Here is a 17,940-nt window from a genome sequence, read left to right on the forward strand (position 1 = left end):
TAAAGTTTTTCTCGACATCGTTTCACTGAATCGTGGGGATCCTGGATGCCGGAGGTCGAGCCGCTAGGTCGGGGTGATCCGACACAGCTGGGTCCGTTCGTGTTGTCCGGACGCATCGGCGAGGGCGGCCAGGGTGTGGTCTATCTGGGGGAGAACGAGGCGGGGGATCGCGCCGCGGTCAAACTGCTGCACATCAAGTTCAGCGGGGACACGATCGCGAGGTCCCGCTTCGCCCGGGAGTTGAAGGCCGCTCAGCGGGTCGCCGGCTTCTGCACCGCGCGCGTCATCGCCGCGGACCTGGACGGGGACACTCCGTACATCGCGAGTGAGTACATCGACGGGCGATCCCTGCGGGAGACCGTCGAGTCGTACGGCCCGCTGAACGGGGCGGCGCTGGAGCGTCTCGCGGTCGGCACGGCCACCGCGTTGATCGCGATCCACCGCGCCGGGATCGTGCACAGGGACTTCAAGCCCGACAACGTCCTCATCGCCGAGGACGGGCCTCGGGTGGTCGACTTCGGCATCGCCCGCATCGTCGACTCCACCGGCACGGTCACCAGCCGGGCGGTCGGGACGCCCGCCTACATGGCCCCCGAGCAGATCTCGGGTGAGCCGGTCGGGCCGCCCGCCGACGTGTTCGCCTGGGGCTCGACGATGGCGTTCGCCGCGACGGGGACCGCGGTGTTCGGCGGCTCGTCGATCGCGGCCGTGCTGAACCGCATCCTCAACCACGACATCGACGTGAGCGTGTTGCCGGAGCGGATCCGTGACGTCGTGAATTCGTGTCTCACCAAGTCGGCGGCGTCCAGGCCCACCGCGGAGCAACTCCTGCTTCGCCTGCTCGGTCACGCCGAATCGCAGGGCCCGTCCACGGGTGTCCTGGCGGCCGTGGAGCCCGACGCGTCCGGGAACGCCGGCATGACGGCCGTCGCCGCGAGCGCGGGCACCACCGTGAGCTCAGGCGGCGGATCCGGTCAGGACAGGACGTCGGGCCCGGAGGACGCCGGCGCCGGCCGGGAGTCCACCCGCGGCCTCACCGCCGACCCGGGTGCCCTGCCCGTCGAACCCGTCGTCCCGTCGATCGCCGAGGAGGAGCCGGCCGAGACGACGAGCCCCGACTGGATCGCGATCTTCAGGGGCACTCCAGAGGTCGCCGACCGGCCGAGTCCCCGGGCCTCCACTGAATTCCGCACGGGCTCGCCGCCGGGAGGTCGCGGCGGCGGCAGGTCCCGGCCGCGTTCGAGGGGCGGCAGGGCGCGATGGATCGCCGTCGCCACGGCGGCGGTGGCCCTGGCCGCGACCGGCGCGGTGGTGCTCTCCAACAAGATCGCGTCGGAGAAGGGCGGCGGCGCCGATCCCACCGGCATCTCCACGAGCAGTCCTCCGGCCGCCGCGCTCGTGCCCGTGATCGACAAGGCGCGGAGCACGCATCGGCTGACCATCGCGGTGAAGGGCGACCTGCCCGGGGTCGGCCTCGAGACCGGCGGGGCCTTCACCGGCTTCGAGGTGGACGTCGCCACGTACATCGCGGGCAAGCTCGGGGTCCCGGCGAGCGGGATCACGTTCCGCAGGGTCGCGAGGAGCGAAAGGACCGGGGCGCTCAAGAACGGCGAGGCCGACATGGTGCTGGCCACCTACTCCTACGACGAGAACAAGGCGGACGGCGTCACGTTCGCCGGCCCGTACTACACCGCCCACGCCGACGTGCTCGTGCGCGAGGACTCCGGGATCCACGGGCTGAAGGACCTCAGGGGACATGTCCTGTGCGCGCCGCAGGGAACCGACGCCTACCGGCTCGTCGAGCAGACGGTCGGGGGAGGGGAGACCGGCGGCGTCGACGGAGTGCCGGCGGCGAACTACGCGGTCTGCATGGACCTGCTCGCACAGGGCCGTGTGGACGGCGTTCCCGGGGACGACCTGATCCTCGCCGGGTTCGCCGACCGGGCCCAGGGCATGGACCTGGCGGTGCTCGGGCTCAAGCTGACCGACCAGCGGTACTCGGTCGGGCTGCCGGCGAAGGACGCCCGCACCTGCGCGGTCGTACGGGACGCCATCGCGGAGATGTACGCGGACGGGACCATGAAGACCCTCGCCAGGAAACATTTCTCGCACGTGCGGTTCACCCTGCAGCAGAAGGCCCCGCCCGCGTTTTCCTGCGGTTAGGCGGGTCAGGCCGTGCCCGATCGCCGTTCGATGTCGGCGATGGAGTCGTCGGCCCACTCCACGACGCCGCGTGTCTGGCGGATGCCGAGGTCCAGCGCGTAGGCCCCGAACCTGCCCCATCTCCCGGCCAGGTCCGCGATCGCCTCCCGCATGGCCCGCAACTCCTCCAGCTCCGCGAGGTGGGCCTGCGCGCTCGTCTTCATCCTGCGCAGGACCGCCACGGCCTCGCCGGGCTCGAGCAGCGGCACCAGGAAGGCCTGGAGAGCCGTTTCGCTGCGCGTCGTCGTGGACGGGCTGTGGTCGAGGAGCCACCGCCGCAGCTCGGCTTCGCCGTCCGGGGTGACGCTGTAGATCTTCCTTCCGCGCGCGCCCTCGGCCCCGACCGCCACGAGCCCGTCGGCCGTCATCTTGGCGAGCTCCGGATAGATCTGGCTGTGCCCGGCCTGCCACACGTGGGCGACGGACGTCTCGAACTTCTTCGCCAGGTCGTAACCACTGGAGGGCCCGGAGACCGTCAGCAGGCCGAGCAGCGCGATACGCAGGGACATGCACCGCAGCATATACCGAGATTGACATGTCACTTCTTACATGTCACTTTCGACACATGCCACGCAAGAACGGAATCCTCCTCCTCGCCGTGCTCGGCGGGATGTTCCTCGCGATGCTCGACCAGACGATCGTGGGGACGGCGCTGCCCCGGATCACCGCCGAACTCGACGGCACGGACCTCTACACCTGGGTCGTGACCGCCTATCTGCTGACCTCCACCGTCACCGTCCCCCTGTACGGCAGGCTGTCCGACGTCCACGGCCGCAAGCCGTTACTGCTCATCGGGGTGACGGTCTTCCTCGTGGGCTCGATCCTCTGCGGGGTGGCGCAGAGCATGGGTCAGCTCATCGCCTTCCGCGGCCTGCAGGGACTCGGCGCCGGCGCGCTGCTGCCGCTCTCCCTGGCGCTGGTCATCGACCTGTTCCCGCCGGAGCGCAGCGGCCGGGTGCAGGGCGCGCTCGGCGGCGTGATGGCGCTCAGCTACATCGCCGGGCCCTTCCTCGGCGGGCTGTTCACCGATCATGCGAGCTGGCGCTGGGCCTTCTACGTCAACGTGCCCATCGGCATCGTGCTGATCGCGATCATCTGGACGACGCTGCCCCACCGGGCGGGTGACAGCGAAGGCGCGCGACCCGACTATCTGGGCATCGCGGTCTTCGCCGCCGCCGTCAGCGCGCTGCTGGTCGGACTCACGGAGAAGGGGCTCGACGGTCATACCTGGACGAGCGGCCCCGTCGTCGGCCCGATCGCGGCGGCCCTCGTGCTGCTCGCCGTGTTCGTCGCCGTCGAACGGCGCGCGCGGCAGCCGATCGTCCCCCTGGGGCTGTTCGCCAACCGCACCTACACCCTGGTCAACGTGGCCTCGTTCTCCACGGCCTTCTGCCTGTTCGCCGGCGTGGTCTTCCTGCCCCGCTACTTCCAGGAGGCCCACGGGCTCAGTGCCACGTCGTCGGGCCTGCACATCTATCCGCTGATGCTCGCGATGGTCGTGGGCAGCGTGGTGACCGGCGTGCTGATCTCCAGGACCGGCCGCTACAAGCCCTGGCTCGTGACCGCGCCGATCTTCCTCGTGGTGGGCACATCGTTGTGCGCGAACCTGGCCGTCGACACCTCGACGCTCATGCTCACCGTGTGGATGGCCCTGATCGGCCTCGGAATCGGCCCCATGTTGTCGGGGCTCACGGTGGCGATCCAGTCGTCGGTCCCGCCCAGCCACATCGGGACCGCCAGCGCGAACCTGACGTTCTTCCGCCAGATCGGCGGGTCCGTGGCGCTGGCCTTCGCGGGCACGGCCTACACGTCCGTGGTGGCCCGAGAGGCTCCGGTGCACGGGCCCCAGGCCGCGCACGCCGCCGCGACCGCGACCGTCATCCCCTGGCTCGGCGTCGCGGGCGCCGTCGTCGCCCTGGTGGCGCTGGCGCTGATGCCGGACGGCGGCCTGCGGCGCGGCCCCGCCGCACAGGACCGGACACCGGCCGAGGCCCAGCCGGAACCGGTGTGAGCGTCATGGGGAGAACGACTGTTTCCCCTGCGTGTCGAACGGTTGAGCGCGTGCCCGCACACGATTGAATTGATCTCGAGTGTTCGGGGGAGCGGTATGGGTCGCAGGGTCGTCACGGGTTTGGTGTGCGTTTTCGTCGCCGGAGCGCCGCAACCGGCGCTCGCGGGGGAGCAGTGGGGAGCGGCCGACCTCTCGGTCGCCATCTCCGCCTCGCCGAAGGTCGCCCAACCGGGCCAGCCGCTCACCTACCACGTCAAGGTGCACAACGACGGCCCCGGAGACGCGGTGTTGCCGGTCCTGCGGGTCCACACGCCGCGCGACTTCCAGATCATCAACGTCGACGTCGCCGAATGCACGCCCGGCCGGGGTATGAACGAGGTGATCTGCCGGGCATCGCAGGACGTCCTGGCCGGAGGCTCGGGAAGCATGACGATCACCGGTCTCATTCGGCCGGGAGCCGACGGGCCGCTCCGCGCCGAGGCCAGGTTGTCGTCCGAGATCGTGGACTCCGACAAGTCCGACAACACCGCCGAGACGCTGACCAAGGTCGACGGGGGCGCCGACCTGGCCGTGCGATTCGGCGAATCCACCCGGTTCACCCGGCCGGGCCACTGGTTCGCGGTGCGTGCCGAGGTGCGCAACCGCGGGCCCCGGGTCGTCCGCGACGCCTACGTCTTCCTGCAGCCGCGGGAGGCCAAGCTCGAGTCGGCGACGGGAGGCAGGTGCCGCCGGGGCCCCGCCTTCGTCGGGTGCTCGCTCCCGCCGATCAGGTCGGGGGCCACCGGCCTGCTGCAACTGGTGTTCCGGGTGCCGTCCCGGGCGTCGCACGCGGTGGACACGATGGCCACCGTGTACTCCCGCCGTCTCGGCGATCGCCGCCCGAACAACAACAAGGCGCGGATGCGGGTCGCCCTCCGCCGCGGCTAGACCCCCGGCGGCGGCCTGCGGGCCGTCAACTCCGGTACGCCGCCCAGGCGTCGGCGACGATGCCCTCCAGCGAGGTGTGGTCGGGCTTCCAGCCGAGCTCCCGCTGGATCTTGTCCGACGACGCCACCAGGAAGGCGGGGTCGCCGGGCCGCCTCGGCGCCGTCACCACGGGGATGTCGTGCCGGGTGACCTCCCTGCACACGTCGATGACGTCCCGCACGGAGAACCCCGTGCCGTTGCCGAGGTTGAAGATCCGGTGGGTGCCGGCCGTACAGGCGCCGAGGGCGAGCAGGTGGGCGCGGGCGAGGTCGGAGACGTGCACGTAGTCGCGGATGCAGGTGCCGTCGGGCGTCGGGTAGTCGTCGCCGAACACGTTCACCGACTCCCGCTCCCCGAGGGCGACCTTGAGGACGTTGGGGATCAGATGAGTCTCGACCGTGTGGCGCTCACGGAACCGGCCATATGCCCCGGCCACGTTGAAGTAGCGCAGGCTGACGGCGGCCAGGCCGTACAGGCCGGCGAACGTGGTCAGCGCGGTGTCGACCGCCAGCTTCGACGCGCCATAGGGGTTGGTCGGCCGGGTGGGGTCGGTCTCCACGATCGGCCGGGCGGCGGTTCCGTCGGCGGAGGGGTCCCCGTACGTCGCGGCCGTGGAGGAGAACACGATCCGGCCGACGCCCGCCTGGCGCATGGCGTCGAGCAGGGTCAGGGTGCCGCCCATGTTGTGCGACCAGTACAGCCCGGGCTTTTCGACCGACTCGCCCACGAGGGACTTGGCCGCGAAGTGGAACACCGCGTCGAAGCCCTCGGACAGCAGGTCGTGGGCCCCGGTGATCGAGCCCTCCACGAACCGGGCTTCGGCCGGCACCGCGTCCCTGTGCCCGGTCGACAGGTCGTCCAGCACCGTGACGTCGTGCCCCTCCTCGGCGAGCTGGGCCGTCACGACGCTGCCGATGTACCCTGCTCCACCAGTAACCAGCAGCTTCACTGTGTACTCCTGTTGGGTTTTGTTGGATTATGTACGGCGCGCCCTAGCTTACGCGGTTCGAGTACGAGTGGGCGGGAACCCCAGGCAGTACCGTGATCTGAGACGTCGGCACGAGATCGCGAACAGCCAGCGGGCGCGATCACCAATCCCTGTGAACGGACTGATGACGTGGACAACGTCGCGTTGACCCTCACACTGGTCCTGATATTCATTCTGATCTGCGGGTTCTTCGCCGCCGCGGAGATGGCCCTGGTCTCGCTCCGGGAGAGCCAGATCCGGCGGCTGAGCGCGACCGGCCGTCGTGGCGCCCGGGTGCAGAAGCTCACCCGCGATCCGAACAGGTTCCTGTCCTCCATCCAGGTCGGCGTGACCGTCGCCACGGTGTTGTCCGCCGCGCTCGGCGCCGACGCGCTGGCCGGCCGGCTGCAGCCGCTCCTGGTGGGCTGGGGGTTCAAGCCGGGCGTCGCCGCCCCGGTCGCGTTCGTGATCGTGACGCTCGGCATCTCCTACGTGACGCTCGTGCTGGGCGAACTCGCGCCCAAGCGGTTCGGGCGGCAGCGCGCCGAGTCGATCTCCCTCCTGGTCGCCCCGCTGCTCGACCGCATCGCGACGTTGTCGAGGCCGGTGATCTGGGTGTTGTCCCAGTCCACCAATGGGATCGTCCGGCTGCTCGGCGGCAACCCGCTGGCCGACCGCGCCGCCATGACCACCGAAGAGCTCAAGGACATGGTGGTGGGCCACAAGGACCTCACCCAGGACGAGCGCGATGTGATCGCCGAGGTCTTCGCCGCGGGCAAGCGCCAACTCAGGGAGGTGCTGCTGCCCCGGACGGAGGTCGAGTTCATGGCGGCGGACACCCCGCTCGCCGAGGCCGCGATACTCGCGGCGGGGTTGCCCCACTCCCGATTCCCGGTCTACCGGGACTCCTACGACGACATCATCGGCTTCGTCCACGTGCGGGACCTGCTGGACCCGGTCCTCACCGGCCGGATCGAGCCGATCAGCGAACTCGTCCCCATCCGGCCGGTCAAGCTCGTGCCCGCGAGCAAGCGGGTGCTCGTGACGCTGGCCGAGATGCGCGACGAAGGCCACCACCTGGCGATCGTCGTCGACGAGTACGGCGGCACCGACGGCATCGTCACCCTGGAGGACCTGGTCGAGGAGCTCATCGGCGACATCAGGGACGAGTACGACGAAGACGGGCAGGCCGTCCGCGTCATCGCGGGGGACATGGAGGTCGAGGGGCTGGTCAACATCGACGAGTTCGCCGACCAGACGGGGGTCCGGCTCCCCGACGGCCCCTACGAGACGCTCGGGGGATACATGATGGCCGCCCTCCGGCATCTGCCGCAGACCGGCGAGACCGCCGAGGCGCCCGGTGTCAAGCTCACGGTGACCGAGATGGACGGCCGCCGGGTCTCCCGCGTCCGCGTCACCCCTACGGCCCCGTCCCCGCCCGCTGAGGACGACGCGCCGGAGCCCGGGGAGTGACCCTGTCGCGGATACCCACCGAACCCTGCCAGAATGGGATGCCATGGCTCGACCTCGCGTTCTGTCCGGCATCCAGCCCACCGCCGACTCCTTCCACATGGGCAACTATCTCGGCGCGGTGCGGCAGTACGTCGCGCTCCAGGAGACGCATGAGGCGTTCTATTTCATCGCCGACCTCCATGCGCTGACCGTCGCCCCCAAGCCGGACGAGTTGCGCCGCCGTACGCGGATCGCCGCGGCCCAGCTGTTCGGGGCGGGACTCGACCCCGAGCGGGCCGCCGTCTTCGCGCAGAGCCACGTTCGTGAGCACTCCGAGCTGGCGTGGTACCTCATCTGCCAGACGGGCATGGGCGAGGCGGGCCGGATGACCCAGTTCAAGGACAAGTCCGCCAGGTACGGCGAGAACGCGGCCAGCGTGGGCCTGTTCACCTACCCGATCCTGCAGGCCGCCGACATCCTGATCTACCAGGCCGACCAGGTGCCGGTGGGCGTCGACCAGAAGCAGCACCTCGAGCTCAGCCGCGACCTCGCGCAGCGGTTCAACAGCCGGTACGGCCAGACGTTCAAGGTGCCGAACCCGTACATCCTGAAGGAGGTCGAGAAGATCGGCGACCTCCAGGACCCGACGGCCAAGATGTCGAAGTCCTCGTCGAGCCCGCAGGGCATCCTCGACGTGCTGGAGGAGCCGGCGGCGCTGCGCAAGAAGGTCATGCGGGCCGTGACCGACACCGGCAGCGAGATCGTCGCCGACGAGGAGAACAAGCCGGGCGTCACCAACCTGTTGCGGATCCACTCGGCGATCTCGGGTGTCGCGATCCCCGAACTGGAGGCGCGGTTCGCCGGCCAGGGTTACGGCGCCCTCAAGAAGGAGATCGCCGAGGTCGTCGTGGAGGCGTTCGGGCCGATCCGGGAGCGTACGGAGAAGTTGCTGGCCGACGAGCCCGAGCTTGACCGGCTGCTCGCCGCGGGAGCGGCCCGGGCGCGCGCGGTCGCCCGGGAGACCATGGAGCAGGTCCGCGACCGGCTGGGGCTGCTTCCGACGCCCTGAGCGTCGGGTCGCGGTGGCGCGAGCCCCTCATGGGCGACGTGGAAACGGATGCCGGCGCGCCCGCGTCGGCCGTGTTTCGTGGGGTAATGACCGGCCGTGGGAACAGGGATGGTGCAACGGGTCACGCGCCGTGTCGACGCCGTGCGGGCCTGGGGCCGGGACGTCGTCGAGCGGGAGCGGATCCGCTTCCGCTGGCTCGACCATGTGATCCGGACCGTCCAGCGGTATCAGGTGCAGTCTGGCGACCGGCTGGCCGGGGCGTTCACATACTTCGCCTTCCTGTCGTTCTTCCCGCTGATCGCGCTGGCCTTCGCCGTGATCCAGTTCCGCACGCCCGAGGTGGTGGAGACCCTCGTCAAGGCGATCAACGAGCAGCTCCCCGGGCTGGCGTCGAAGCTGCAGATCGACAAGCTCAAGGACGTCCAGACGAGCGCCGGGGTCTTCGGGCTGGTCGGCCTCTTCTACGCCGGCCTGGGCGCGATGGACGCCCTGCGTTCGGCCCTGCGGGAGATCTGGATGCTCGCGGAGCCGCCGCTCAACTACTTCCTGGGCAAGCTCAGGGACCTGGTAGCGCTCGTGCTCGTCGGCGTGACCATGCTCGTCTCGGTGGCCGTGGGCGGGTTCGCGACCGGCGCGACCGGAACGGTGACCGAGTTCATCGGGCTGGACGACACCGTCCTCGCGGGGCCGTCCGTCTGGATCGCCGGCGTCCTCGTGAGCCTCGCCGCCGATCTGCTGCTCTTCCTGATCATCCTCGGCTGGCTCGCGAGGCCGCCGCAGCCCTTCCGGGTGATCGTCAAGGGCGGGCTGCTGGGCGCCGTGATGTTCGGGCTGCTCAAGCAGGTCGCCACGCTGATCCTCGCCGGCACGCTGCGCAACCCGGTCTACGGCGCGTTCGCCGTGATCGTGGGCCTGCTGCTGTGGATCAACCTGGCGGCCCGGGTGATCCTCTACTCCGCCGCGTGGACGGCGACGGCCACGATGGGCCCGCCTCCCGAGCCCACGCCGGTGCCGTCGACCATCATCGGCGGTCAGGGTTGATCACGAGCTGATCAGGGGCGGTCGGGCTCCCGCCTGCGGCGGCGCAAGCCGTAGCCGAGGCCGAGGGCCCCGGCGAGGACACCACCGAGGACCACCGCCGTCACGAGCGGGGCGTGGTCCTTCCACGTGCCGGAGACGGGCGTCTGCGCCGCGGGTGACCGCAAGGCCAGTGGGGAGGCCTTGGGAGTCGGCGGAGGCGTGGGCTTGACCAGCTCTCCCACCGGGGTGACCTTGCCGTCGGCGGCGAAGCCCCAGTCGAGCAGCTTCTCGACCTCCTCCCAGAACCCGCCGGGGTGATGCATGATCACGACGATGATCGTGTGGCCGTTGCGAGTGGCCGCCCCCACGAAGCTGCCGAGCGCCTTCGTGGTGTAGCCGTTCTTGATGCCGATCATGCCCTTGTACTTGCCGAGCAGCTTGTTGTGGTTGGCGATCTCGTAGTACGCAGGGGGGGTTTTCGTCGGGGTGGGTGTGTCGCGGTCGTCGTCGCCCTGCCTGTTGCGGTCCTTCTTCTTGCCGAAGTCCTTCGGCGCGGGGAATTTGGAGGTCCGGGTGCTGACGTATTTGCGGAAGTCGGGCATGGCCAGCCCCGCCCGGGCGATCAGCGCGAGGTCGTAGGCCGAGCTGCGCTGCCCCGGCTTGTCGAGACCGTTGGGCGTCTTGGCGACCGTGTCGTACGCCTGGAGCTTCCTGGCCTCCTTGTTCATGTCGGCCAGCGTCTTGGTCAGGCTGCCGTTGGCCTCGGCGAGGGCGTCGGCCGCGTCGTTGCCGGAGACGATCAGCATGGCGCGCATCAGGTCGTCGATCTGGTAGATCGGCTCGGGGACGATGCCGACGGCGCTGCCCTCCTCGTCGCAGGCCCACTGGCTCGGCTTGACCCAGCGGTCCTTGTCGAGCTTGGGGATGAGCGTCACGGCGGTGAGCGTCTTCAGCGTGCTCGCCGGCCGGTAGTGCCCGTGCGGGTCCTTCGCGGCGAGCACCTGGCCGGTGTCGGCGTCCGCGATCAGGAAGGCCGAGGCCTCGGTCTTGGGCGGCGGGGCGATCCCCGCCGGCGCGATCAGCCCTCGCCCGCTGAGCCGCCGGCCGCCGATCGAGCTCGCTGCGGTCTTAGCGTCGTTCAGCCGCCCGGTGTCGGGACCGGCGCTCGCGGAGTTCTCGGCGTCAGGGGTCGCCGTGTCGGGGGCGCCGGTCTCGAGGCCGGATCCGTCGGCCAGGCTTCCGCGCACGATCGTCGCGCCGGCGGCGGGTGCGGCCGTCAGCCCGATCAGCGTTGTCGTGATGAGCGCGGCCACGAGGGCCTGCTGGTTCGTCCCCATAGGGGGATCAGCCTAGCTTCGGGTCTTTTCGCATGTAGGGACATGTCCCCCAAAGATCGCAGACACAGTCGTCAGAGGGCTCCACCGATACTGTGAGGATGACGAGACGTGTATCGGTCTTTCTGTTGGCCCTCGCCGCTTTCATGATCTTTGAATGGATCAACCTGGGATTCAACCTGGCGGACGGGCATCCCACGGCGTTCTATGTCGTCCACGGCGTCCTGATCGCGGTCAACATCATCCTCGCCCTCGTGCTCGGGACCATCGGCGTGCGCGCGTGGAAGAGGGGTAGGCCATAAGGGGAGATTCCGAGTCACGGAGGCATGCGGTGGCGATCGAGTTCAATCCTTCGCGCGGTGCGACGCTGGGTGTGGAATGGGAGCTTCAGCTCGTCGACAGGCACACTCGCCAGCTCCGGCAGGACGCCAAGGAGGTGCTCGCCGCCGTTCCCGAGTTGAGCGAGGGCCGGCGCCCGAAGGCGATGCACGAGCTGATGCAGTCGCAGATCGAGATCGTCACGGACGTCTGCAACACGGCGGGCGAGGCCGTACAGGACCTGAAGAGGAGCCTCGAACGGCTCCAGGAGGTGGTGGAGCCGCGGGGGACGGGCCTCGCCTGCACGGGGACGCACGCCATCAGCGACTGGCGGGACGCGGTCTACGCGCCGGTGCAGCGCTACGCCGAGCTGGTGGAGGAGATGCAGTGGCTCGCGTGGCGGATCCAGACGTTCGGGGTGCACGTCCACGTGGGCGTCACGGATCGGGAGAAGGTCATCCCGATCGTCAACGCCCTGGCGGCCCACCTGCCGCACTTCCTCGCGCTGACGTCGTCCAGCCCCTATTGGGGAGGGCAGGACACGGGGCTCGCGTCGAGCCGCGCCATCGTCTTCGGCGCCCTGCCGACCGCGGGCCCGCCGCACCTGCTGGCCGACTGGGCCGAGTTCGAGGAGTACATGGGCACGTTGCTCCGCGCGGGGACGATCAGGAGCATCAAGGAGGTGTGGTGGGACATCCGGCCGCATCCCGACTTCGGCACGATCGAGGTGCGGATGTTCGACGGCATCCCCACGCCGCGCGAGGTCGGCATGGTGGTCGCCCTGAGCCAGTGCCTGGTCCACCAGTTCGACCAGCAGATCGATCGGGGGTACAAGCTGCCGCATCCCGCGGCGTGGGTCGTGCGCGACAACAAGTGGCGCGCCACGCGCTACGGCCTCGACGCGGACGTCATCACCGACGACCATGGCAGCACGGCGCCGATGCGCGACGTATTGTATGAACTTCAGCGCGAACTGGAACCGGTGGCAGAAAGACTCGGCTGTGCCGAGGAGCTCGCCGTCATGACGGACGTGCTGGAGCAGGGGAGTTCCTGTGAGCGCCAGCGGGCGATCCTCGCTGACGGAGGAGCCCTTGAGGACATCGTGGACGCCACGTTGATCGAGCTCGCCGAAGACCGGTTCGTGACCTCGAACCCCAACCGAGGGTCCGGACATTCGAGCGCCTGACACGTATGTCTGATTTGCAGGCCAAAGGAAACCGACTTCTGACATCACGCAGTTGCCGGTGTAAATACTGGGCAATCCACCGCCTAGGACGGACGATGCGTGGAAAGATTGTGAAGGAAGGGTCGGTGGTGGCGTGATGCCCGCACGACCCTTTCGATCTTTTGACATGACCTCCTCGGCTCGATTGCTTTCGACGATCCCGCGATCCGTGACTGGGCGGCTCGCCGGAGAAGGGAAGACCTGTGACCACCTCATCGAAGCTCGCCCCGCCTGATATGGCTCCGCCCGGGGGAAACGACCTGGCTGGGCAGCTGGCGGGCTTCCTTCGCGAGCACAACGATGAGCTGATCGAGTTCCGGCGCGACGTCCACGCCCACCCGGAGATCGCCTTCAGCGAGCACCGCACCACCGAGAAGATCGCTGAGCGTTTGACGGACGCGGGCCTGACGCCCCGGCTGCTGTCGCGCGGCACGGGTCTGTGGGTCGACCTCGGTGAGGGCAGCGGGCCGACGGTGGCGCTGCGCGCCGACATCGACGCCCTGCCGATGGAGGACGAGAAGGACGTTCCGTACCGGTCGACGAATCCGGAGGCCTGCCACGCGTGCGGGCACGACGTGCACACCGCGGTGGTCCTCGGCGCCGGACTGTTCCTGGCGACGCAGGCGGACGCCGGCGCCCTTCCCGGCCGCGTGCGCCTGATCTTCCAGCCTGCCGAGGAGGTGGCGGGCGGCGCCCTCGAGGTGATGCGCGACGGCGGCCTCAACGAGGTCGACCGGATCTTCGCCCTCCACTGCGACCCGAGGATCGACGTCGGGCAGATCGGCCTGCGCACCGGCCCCATCACCGGCTCCTGCGACCACATCCAGATCCAGGTGTCCGGCCCCGGCGGTCACACCGCCCGCCCGCACCTCACCGTCGACCTGGTCTACGCGCTGAGCAAGATCATCACTGAGCTCCCCGCGGCCCTGTCCCGCAGAGTCGACCCGCGTTCCAGCCTCAGCCTGGTGTGGGGTCAGATCACCGCCGGCTCGGCCTTCAACACGATCCCCGACGTCGGCACGGCGCAGGGGACCATCAGGTCGCTGGACGAGAACGCATGGCACTCGGCGCCCGACCTCGTCAAGGCGCTGCTCGACTCGGTCGCCGGGGCGTACGGCGTGGACGCGGAGCTGAACTACAAGCGCGGCACGCCCCCCACGGTCAACGAGGCGACGAGCATCCAGATGCTGCACGACGCCATCGACCAGATCCTCGGAGAGGGGGCGGCCGTCCCCACGCCGCAGAGCCTCGGCGGTGAGGACTTCTCGTGGTACGTCGAGTCGGTGCCGGGTGCTCTGGCCAGGCTCGGCACCAGGTCGCCCGGCGCGATCGACGAGGTCGACATCCACCGGCCGGAGTTCGACGTCGACGAGCGGGCGATCGGCTACGGCCTGAAGGTGATGGCCGCCACCGCGCTGACCGCCCTGTGGGGTGGGGAGAGCCGCTGACGCCGGGCGGTCACGACCGGTCGAGGCGCGGGAAGGCGATCTCGTTGAGGAGCAGCCGGATGGCGGCCGCGACGGGGATGGCGATCAGTGCGCCGACGATGCCGAGCAGGGTTCCGCCGATGAGGACGGCCAGAACCGTGACGACTCCGGGCACGTTGACCGCCCTCCCCATGATCTTGGGGACGATCAGGTAGTCCTCCACGAACCGGTAGGCGATGTAGAAGCCCAGCGTGGCGAGCGCGACCGGGAGGGAGACGAGCAGCGCCACGAGGCAGACGACCACTCCGCCGATCGTGGACCCCACCACCGGCACGAGGTCGATGAGGGCGACGAACAGCCCCAGGAGCGCCGGGTAGGGCACCCCGAAGATCACCAGCCAGAGGAAGGTGGTCACACCGGCGATCACCGAGGTGATCAGGTTGCCCAGCACGTACGCGCCCACCTTCATCAGCACCTCGTTGGTGATGAGGATGGCCCTGGGCCGGCGGGAGTGCGGGATGCACCGGTAGACGGTGTTGGTGATGCGCGGCAGGTCCGCCAGGAAGTAGATCATCAGCACGCAGACGATGAACAAGGACGCCGCGGTGCTCAGGACGATGCGGCCGGCGCCCAGCAGGCCGCCCGCCAGGGAGAGCCCGGTCCCGGACGTCGTCAGCGCCGTGATGCGCTTTTCCACCTGGAAGCGCTGGTTGAGGCTTCCCAGCAGCGAGTGTTTGTCCTGCAGGCTGTGCAGGTAGCCCGGGAGTTGCTTGGCGAACTGGCCGCCCTGGTCGACCAGGGCGGGGATGGCCAGCGCCAGGAAGCCGCCGGCCAGTCCCAGTGTCGCCAGCACGATGGCGGTCACCGCCGCCCAGCGGGGCAGGCGCCTGTCCACCAGCCATTCCACCGCCGGGTTGAGGCCGATCGCCAGGAACATCGCGAGCCCGATCAGCACCAGGACGTCGCGGGAGTTGATCACCAGTTGGATCAGGGCGTACGTGACCGCGACCCCGGCGGCGCCGGCCATCCCGACGAAGAACGGCGAACGGCGGTTGAACGGGCGGCCGAGTCTGCCGAAGGGCCGGTCGTCGTCGGAGACGGCGTCCGCGGTGACGATCGCCGCCTCCACGGTCCTGTCCTCTGTGGTCCTGTCTTCTGGGGCCCTGGCCGTGGCCGTCCTGTCCTTGACGGTCCTGTCCGTCGCGGACTGCCCGGGGCCGCTCTCCATGTGCTTCGGGGGAGTGCTGTCGGCCGGATTCGCTCCCCTGCCGGTGGCGTTCTCGTCCGCCATGGCGGCACTTCCTCTCGTCGACGCCTCGCCTACCCCCAGACGGGCGTTCCACCGGGGACGGGATGGTCGATGCGGTCCGGGTGCGGTCCGGGTGCGGTCCGGATTCCGCGGCGACGACCGATGAGAAACGCGAGAATGGCCGATAACGGGCTCATCACGGCCGCCGCCGCCGTACGGCGATGGAAAGCGGCCTCAGGTGAAGAGTGTGACGCCGGTGGCGTGGCCGGCATGAGGTTGTCCACAAATTCGGAATAAAGTTCACAAAATTGGACAAACATTGTATTGGTCGCTAGTTATCTCTTACCCGACATAAGCCACATTAGTGGGTCAATGTCAATGAGGGAGGTCTCTTGCGGTCGATCGCCGTGCTGACGGCCGGAGTGCTGGTCGTGGCCGCCGCCGCGTGCGGTGGCAAACCGCCCGGCTCCTCCGGTTCGGACGCCACCTCGATGAGGGTGGGGCTGGCGTACGACATCGGCGGTCGCGGGGACCAGTCGTTCAACGACGCCGCCGCGGCCGGGCTCGACGACGCCAAAAGGAGCTTCGGCCTCCGGACGGTGAAGGAACTGACGGCGACTCCCGGGGAGACGGACGCGCAGAAGGCCGAACGGTTGCGCGTTCTGGCGGAGGCGGGATACAGCCCGATCATCGCGGTGGGCTACGCCTATTCGGAGCCGATGAAAAAGGTCGCCCCCGATTTCCGTGACACCCGCTTCGCCATTGTGGACGACACGATGGCCAGGGGGCCGAACATCTCGAATCTGCTGTTCGCCGAGGAGCAGGGCTCGTTCCTGGTGGGCGCGGCCGCCGCGCTGAAGTCGCGCACGGGGCACGTCGGCTTCGTGGGCGGCGTCGAGTCGCCGCTGGTGAAGAAGTTCCAGTACGGCTTCACCCAGGGGGTCAAGTACATCAGGCCGGGCTACACCGTCGCGGTGAAGTACCTGACCCAGCCGCCCGACCTCACCGGGTTCAACGACCCGGCCAAGGCCCGGCTGGCCGCCCAGGGCATGTACGACGCCGGGGCGGACGTCGTCTACCAGGCCGCGGGCGGATCGGGCGCCGGTGTGTTCGAGGCCGCGAAGGAGCACCAGGCGTGGGCCATCGGCGTCGACTCGGACCAGGCGATGACGGCCGACCCCGAGGTGCGCGGCAACATCCTGACGTCGATGGTGAAGAAGGTCGACGTGGCCGTCTACGACTACCTCGCGAACATCATGGACGGGACGGTGAAGGCGGGTCCGACTGTCTACGATCTGAGGCTGGGCGGTGTGGACTACTCGACCACCGGAGGCCACATCCGGGACATCCAGCCACGGCTCGAGGAGCTCAAGCAGGAGATCATCGTCGGCAAGATCAAGGTGCGTGCGGCCTGACCTCCTGGTCACGGGGCGGCGTGAGCTGCATAACGGACCTATTGCGGACTTGTGTGCTGGTTTGGTCTATGCAGGTCAAACAACTATCTTCCGTGCAGGGTTGCCGTGCGTTCTGCGTGCGTGCACCGGAAGTTTGACGGCGCGGACACGGAAGGGGAGTTACACCTTGCTCCGCAATCGAGTTAGCAAGATGGCCGCCGCCACTGCAGCGGGGGCCATGCTCATGGCCGCCGCCGCGTGTGGAGGTAGTGACAGCACGACATCGGCAGCCACCCCCGGCGCCTCGGCGCCTGCCGCCTCCGCGGTCAAGGTGGGTCTCGCATACGACATCGGCGGTCGTGGGGACGGGTCGTTCAACGACGCCGCCGCCGCCGGCCTGGACAAGGCCGTGACCGAGCTCAAGGTCGAGAAGAAGGAACTGGAGGCGACCCAGGGCGAGACCGACGCCCAGAAGGAGGAGCGCCTCCGCCTGCTCGCCTCCGGCGGGTACAACCCCGTCATCGCGGTGGGCTTCGCCTACTCCGCGCCGCTCGGGAAGGTGGCGAAGGAGTTCCCCGACACCAAGTTCGCCATCGTCGACGACCCGGTCGCGGCCCCGAACATCACCAACCTGCTGTTCGCCGAGGAGCAGGGCTCGTTCCTGGTCGGCGCGGCGGCCGCGATCAAGTCGAAGAAGGGCAACATCGGCTTCGTCGGCGGCGTCGACGTCCCGCTGATCCACAAGTTCGAGGCGGGCTACGAGGCCGGCGCCAAGGCGGTCAAGCCGGACATCAAGATCCAGTCGAAGTACCTGACCCAGCCCCCGGACTTCGGCGGCTTCGGTGACCCGGCCAAGGGCAAGACCGCGGCCGAGGGCATGTACGACGCCGGTGCCGACATCGTCTACCAGGCGGCGGGCGGCTCGGGCGGCGGTGTCTTCGACGCGGCCAAGGCCGCGGGCGCCCTCGCGATCGGCGTCGACTCCGACCAGGCCGCCCTCCCGGCCTACAGCGGGGTCAAGGACGTCATCATGACCTCCATGATCAAGAAGGTCGACGTCGCGGTCTTCGACTTCCTCCAGCACTTCGTGGCCGGTACGGTCAAGGAAGGCCCCGCCGTCTACGACCTCAAGGCCGGCGGTGTCGACTACTCCACGACCGGTGGCCAGCTCGACGACATCAAGTCGCAGATCGACGAGTTCAAGCAGAAGATCATCAGCGGCGAGATCACGGTTCCCTCTTCCTGACCTGCGCTGTAGCGGGGCCCGCGGGCACAGCCCCGGGCCCCTTGGTCTACTGTCACAAAA

General features: G+C 69.1%; 15 protein-coding genes. 11 read left to right on the forward strand and 4 right to left on the reverse strand.

The genetic code is table 11. From position 1 onward, the window contains the following. Positions 1–99 precede the first annotated feature (99 nt). Positions 100–2,163 carry a serine/threonine-protein kinase gene (locus Pmi06nite_RS14795; RefSeq protein WP_239113905.1) on the forward strand — a complete coding sequence of 688 codons (2,064 nt, stop codon included), beginning with the start codon at positions 100–102 and terminating at the stop codon, positions 2,161–2,163. A gap of 5 nt (positions 2,164–2,168) precedes the next feature. Here Pmi06nite_RS14795 and Pmi06nite_RS14800 read toward each other — a convergent pair whose 3' ends face one another. Further along, a complete protein-coding gene (locus tag Pmi06nite_RS14800; RefSeq protein WP_203953535.1) occupies positions 2,169–2,711 on the reverse strand; it encodes a PadR family transcriptional regulator in 543 nt (180 codons plus the stop codon). Between the two features lie 56 nt (positions 2,712–2,767). Between Pmi06nite_RS14800 and Pmi06nite_RS14805 the strand changes: the two genes are divergently transcribed. Together Pmi06nite_RS14805 and Pmi06nite_RS14810 are read left to right on the forward strand one after the other, a co-directional pair. Then, positions 2,768–4,213, forward strand: a complete 1,446-nt coding sequence (locus Pmi06nite_RS14805) for an MDR family MFS transporter (protein WP_239113906.1) — start codon at positions 2,768–2,770, stop codon at positions 4,211–4,213. 96 nt (positions 4,214–4,309) lie between these two features. Beyond that, a complete protein-coding gene (locus tag Pmi06nite_RS14810) occupies positions 4,310–5,140 on the forward strand; it encodes a DUF11 domain-containing protein (RefSeq protein ID WP_203953537.1) in 831 nt (276 codons plus the stop codon). 25 nt (positions 5,141–5,165) lie between these two features. On the opposite strand, the gene galE is transcribed toward Pmi06nite_RS14810, so the two are convergent. Then, entirely contained in the window at positions 5,166–6,128 is a 963-nt protein-coding gene (gene galE / locus Pmi06nite_RS14815; protein WP_203953538.1) for a UDP-glucose 4-epimerase GalE, read from the reverse strand. A gap of 168 nt (positions 6,129–6,296) precedes the next feature. Between galE and Pmi06nite_RS14820 the strand changes: the two genes are divergently transcribed. The 3 genes from Pmi06nite_RS14820 (at position 6,297) to Pmi06nite_RS14830 (ending at position 9,708) form a co-directional block, all read left to right on the forward strand. Beyond that, positions 6,297–7,619 (forward strand): hemolysin family protein, encoded by a 1,323-nt coding sequence (locus tag Pmi06nite_RS14820; protein WP_239113907.1) that lies wholly within the window; start codon positions 6,297–6,299, stop codon positions 7,617–7,619. 43 nt (positions 7,620–7,662) lie between these two features. Continuing rightward, a complete protein-coding gene (gene trpS / locus Pmi06nite_RS14825) occupies positions 7,663–8,667 on the forward strand; it encodes a tryptophan--tRNA ligase (protein WP_203953539.1) in 1,005 nt (334 codons plus the stop codon). A gap of 108 nt (positions 8,668–8,775) precedes the next feature. Next, positions 8,776–9,708 carry a YihY/virulence factor BrkB family protein gene (locus Pmi06nite_RS14830; RefSeq protein WP_203953540.1) on the forward strand — a complete coding sequence of 311 codons (933 nt, stop codon included), beginning with the start codon at positions 8,776–8,778 and terminating at the stop codon, positions 9,706–9,708. Positions 9,709–9,719: 11 nt separating this feature from the next. Here the strand turns inward: Pmi06nite_RS14830 and Pmi06nite_RS14835 are convergent, their stop codons facing one another. Continuing rightward, positions 9,720–11,024 carry a D-alanyl-D-alanine carboxypeptidase family protein gene (locus Pmi06nite_RS14835; protein ID WP_203953541.1) on the reverse strand — a complete coding sequence of 435 codons (1,305 nt, stop codon included), beginning with the start codon at positions 11,022–11,024 and terminating at the stop codon, positions 9,720–9,722. A 98-nt stretch (positions 11,025–11,122) separates the two neighbouring features. On the opposite strand from Pmi06nite_RS14835, the gene Pmi06nite_RS14840 reads away from it, so the two are divergent. From Pmi06nite_RS14840 to Pmi06nite_RS14850, 3 genes are all read left to right on the forward strand, one after another. Next, complete coding sequence (locus Pmi06nite_RS14840) at positions 11,123–11,323, forward strand: SCO4848 family membrane protein (protein WP_239094970.1); 201 nt, start codon at positions 11,123–11,125, stop codon at positions 11,321–11,323. Between the two features lie 29 nt (positions 11,324–11,352). Continuing rightward, positions 11,353–12,525, forward strand: coding sequence for a glutamate--cysteine ligase (locus tag Pmi06nite_RS14845; RefSeq protein ID WP_203953543.1), 1,173 nt, complete (start codon positions 11,353–11,355; stop codon positions 12,523–12,525). 275 nt (positions 12,526–12,800) lie between these two features. Next, positions 12,801–14,012 (forward strand): amidohydrolase, encoded by a 1,212-nt coding sequence (locus tag Pmi06nite_RS14850; RefSeq protein WP_203953597.1) that lies wholly within the window; start codon positions 12,801–12,803, stop codon positions 14,010–14,012. 10 nt (positions 14,013–14,022) lie between these two features. Here the strand turns inward: Pmi06nite_RS14850 and Pmi06nite_RS14855 are convergent, their stop codons facing one another. Then, positions 14,023–15,282 carry an AI-2E family transporter gene (locus Pmi06nite_RS14855; protein ID WP_203953544.1) on the reverse strand — a complete coding sequence of 420 codons (1,260 nt, stop codon included), beginning with the start codon at positions 15,280–15,282 and terminating at the stop codon, positions 14,023–14,025. A gap of 350 nt (positions 15,283–15,632) precedes the next feature. On the opposite strand from Pmi06nite_RS14855, the gene Pmi06nite_RS14860 reads away from it, so the two are divergent. Both Pmi06nite_RS14860 and Pmi06nite_RS14865 read left to right on the forward strand, forming a co-directional pair. Beyond that, positions 15,633–16,655, forward strand: a complete 1,023-nt coding sequence (locus Pmi06nite_RS14860) for a BMP family lipoprotein (RefSeq protein ID WP_239113908.1) — start codon at positions 15,633–15,635, stop codon at positions 16,653–16,655. 190 nt (positions 16,656–16,845) lie between these two features. Then, complete coding sequence (locus tag Pmi06nite_RS14865) at positions 16,846–17,880, forward strand: BMP family lipoprotein (RefSeq protein ID WP_203953545.1); 1,035 nt, start codon at positions 16,846–16,848, stop codon at positions 17,878–17,880. Positions 17,881–17,940 lie beyond the last annotated feature (60 nt).

This window comes from Planotetraspora mira (genome assembly GCF_016863275.1).
GTDB lineage: Bacteria > Actinomycetota > Actinomycetes > Streptosporangiales > Streptosporangiaceae > Planotetraspora > Planotetraspora mira.

Excerpts from the sequence above, each read along its gene's own strand:
- Pmi06nite_RS14840 (WP_239094970.1), top strand. The coding sequence starts at position 11,123 with ATGACGAGACGTGTATCGGTCTTTCTGTTGGCCCTCGCCGCTTTCATG.
- Pmi06nite_RS14805 (WP_239113906.1), top strand. The coding sequence starts at position 2,768 with ATGCCACGCAAGAACGGAATCCTCCTCCTCGCCGTGCTCGGCGGGATG.
- Pmi06nite_RS14855 (WP_203953544.1), bottom strand. The coding sequence starts at position 15,282 with ATGGCGGACGAGAACGCCACCGGCAGGGGAGCGAATCCGGCCGACAGC.
- Pmi06nite_RS14835 (WP_203953541.1), bottom strand. The coding sequence starts at position 11,024 with ATGGGGACGAACCAGCAGGCCCTCGTGGCCGCGCTCATCACGACAACG.
- Pmi06nite_RS14865 (WP_203953545.1), top strand. The coding sequence starts at position 16,846 with ATGGCCGCCGCCACTGCAGCGGGGGCCATGCTCATGGCCGCCGCCGCG.
- Pmi06nite_RS14800 (WP_203953535.1), bottom strand. The coding sequence starts at position 2,711 with ATGTCCCTGCGTATCGCGCTGCTCGGCCTGCTGACGGTCTCCGGGCCC.
- Pmi06nite_RS14850 (WP_203953597.1), top strand. The coding sequence starts at position 12,801 with ATGGCTCCGCCCGGGGGAAACGACCTGGCTGGGCAGCTGGCGGGCTTC.
- trpS (WP_203953539.1), top strand. The coding sequence starts at position 7,663 with ATGGCTCGACCTCGCGTTCTGTCCGGCATCCAGCCCACCGCCGACTCC.
- Pmi06nite_RS14810 (WP_203953537.1), top strand. The coding sequence starts at position 4,310 with ATGGGTCGCAGGGTCGTCACGGGTTTGGTGTGCGTTTTCGTCGCCGGA.
- Pmi06nite_RS14830 (WP_203953540.1), top strand. The coding sequence starts at position 8,776 with ATGGTGCAACGGGTCACGCGCCGTGTCGACGCCGTGCGGGCCTGGGGC.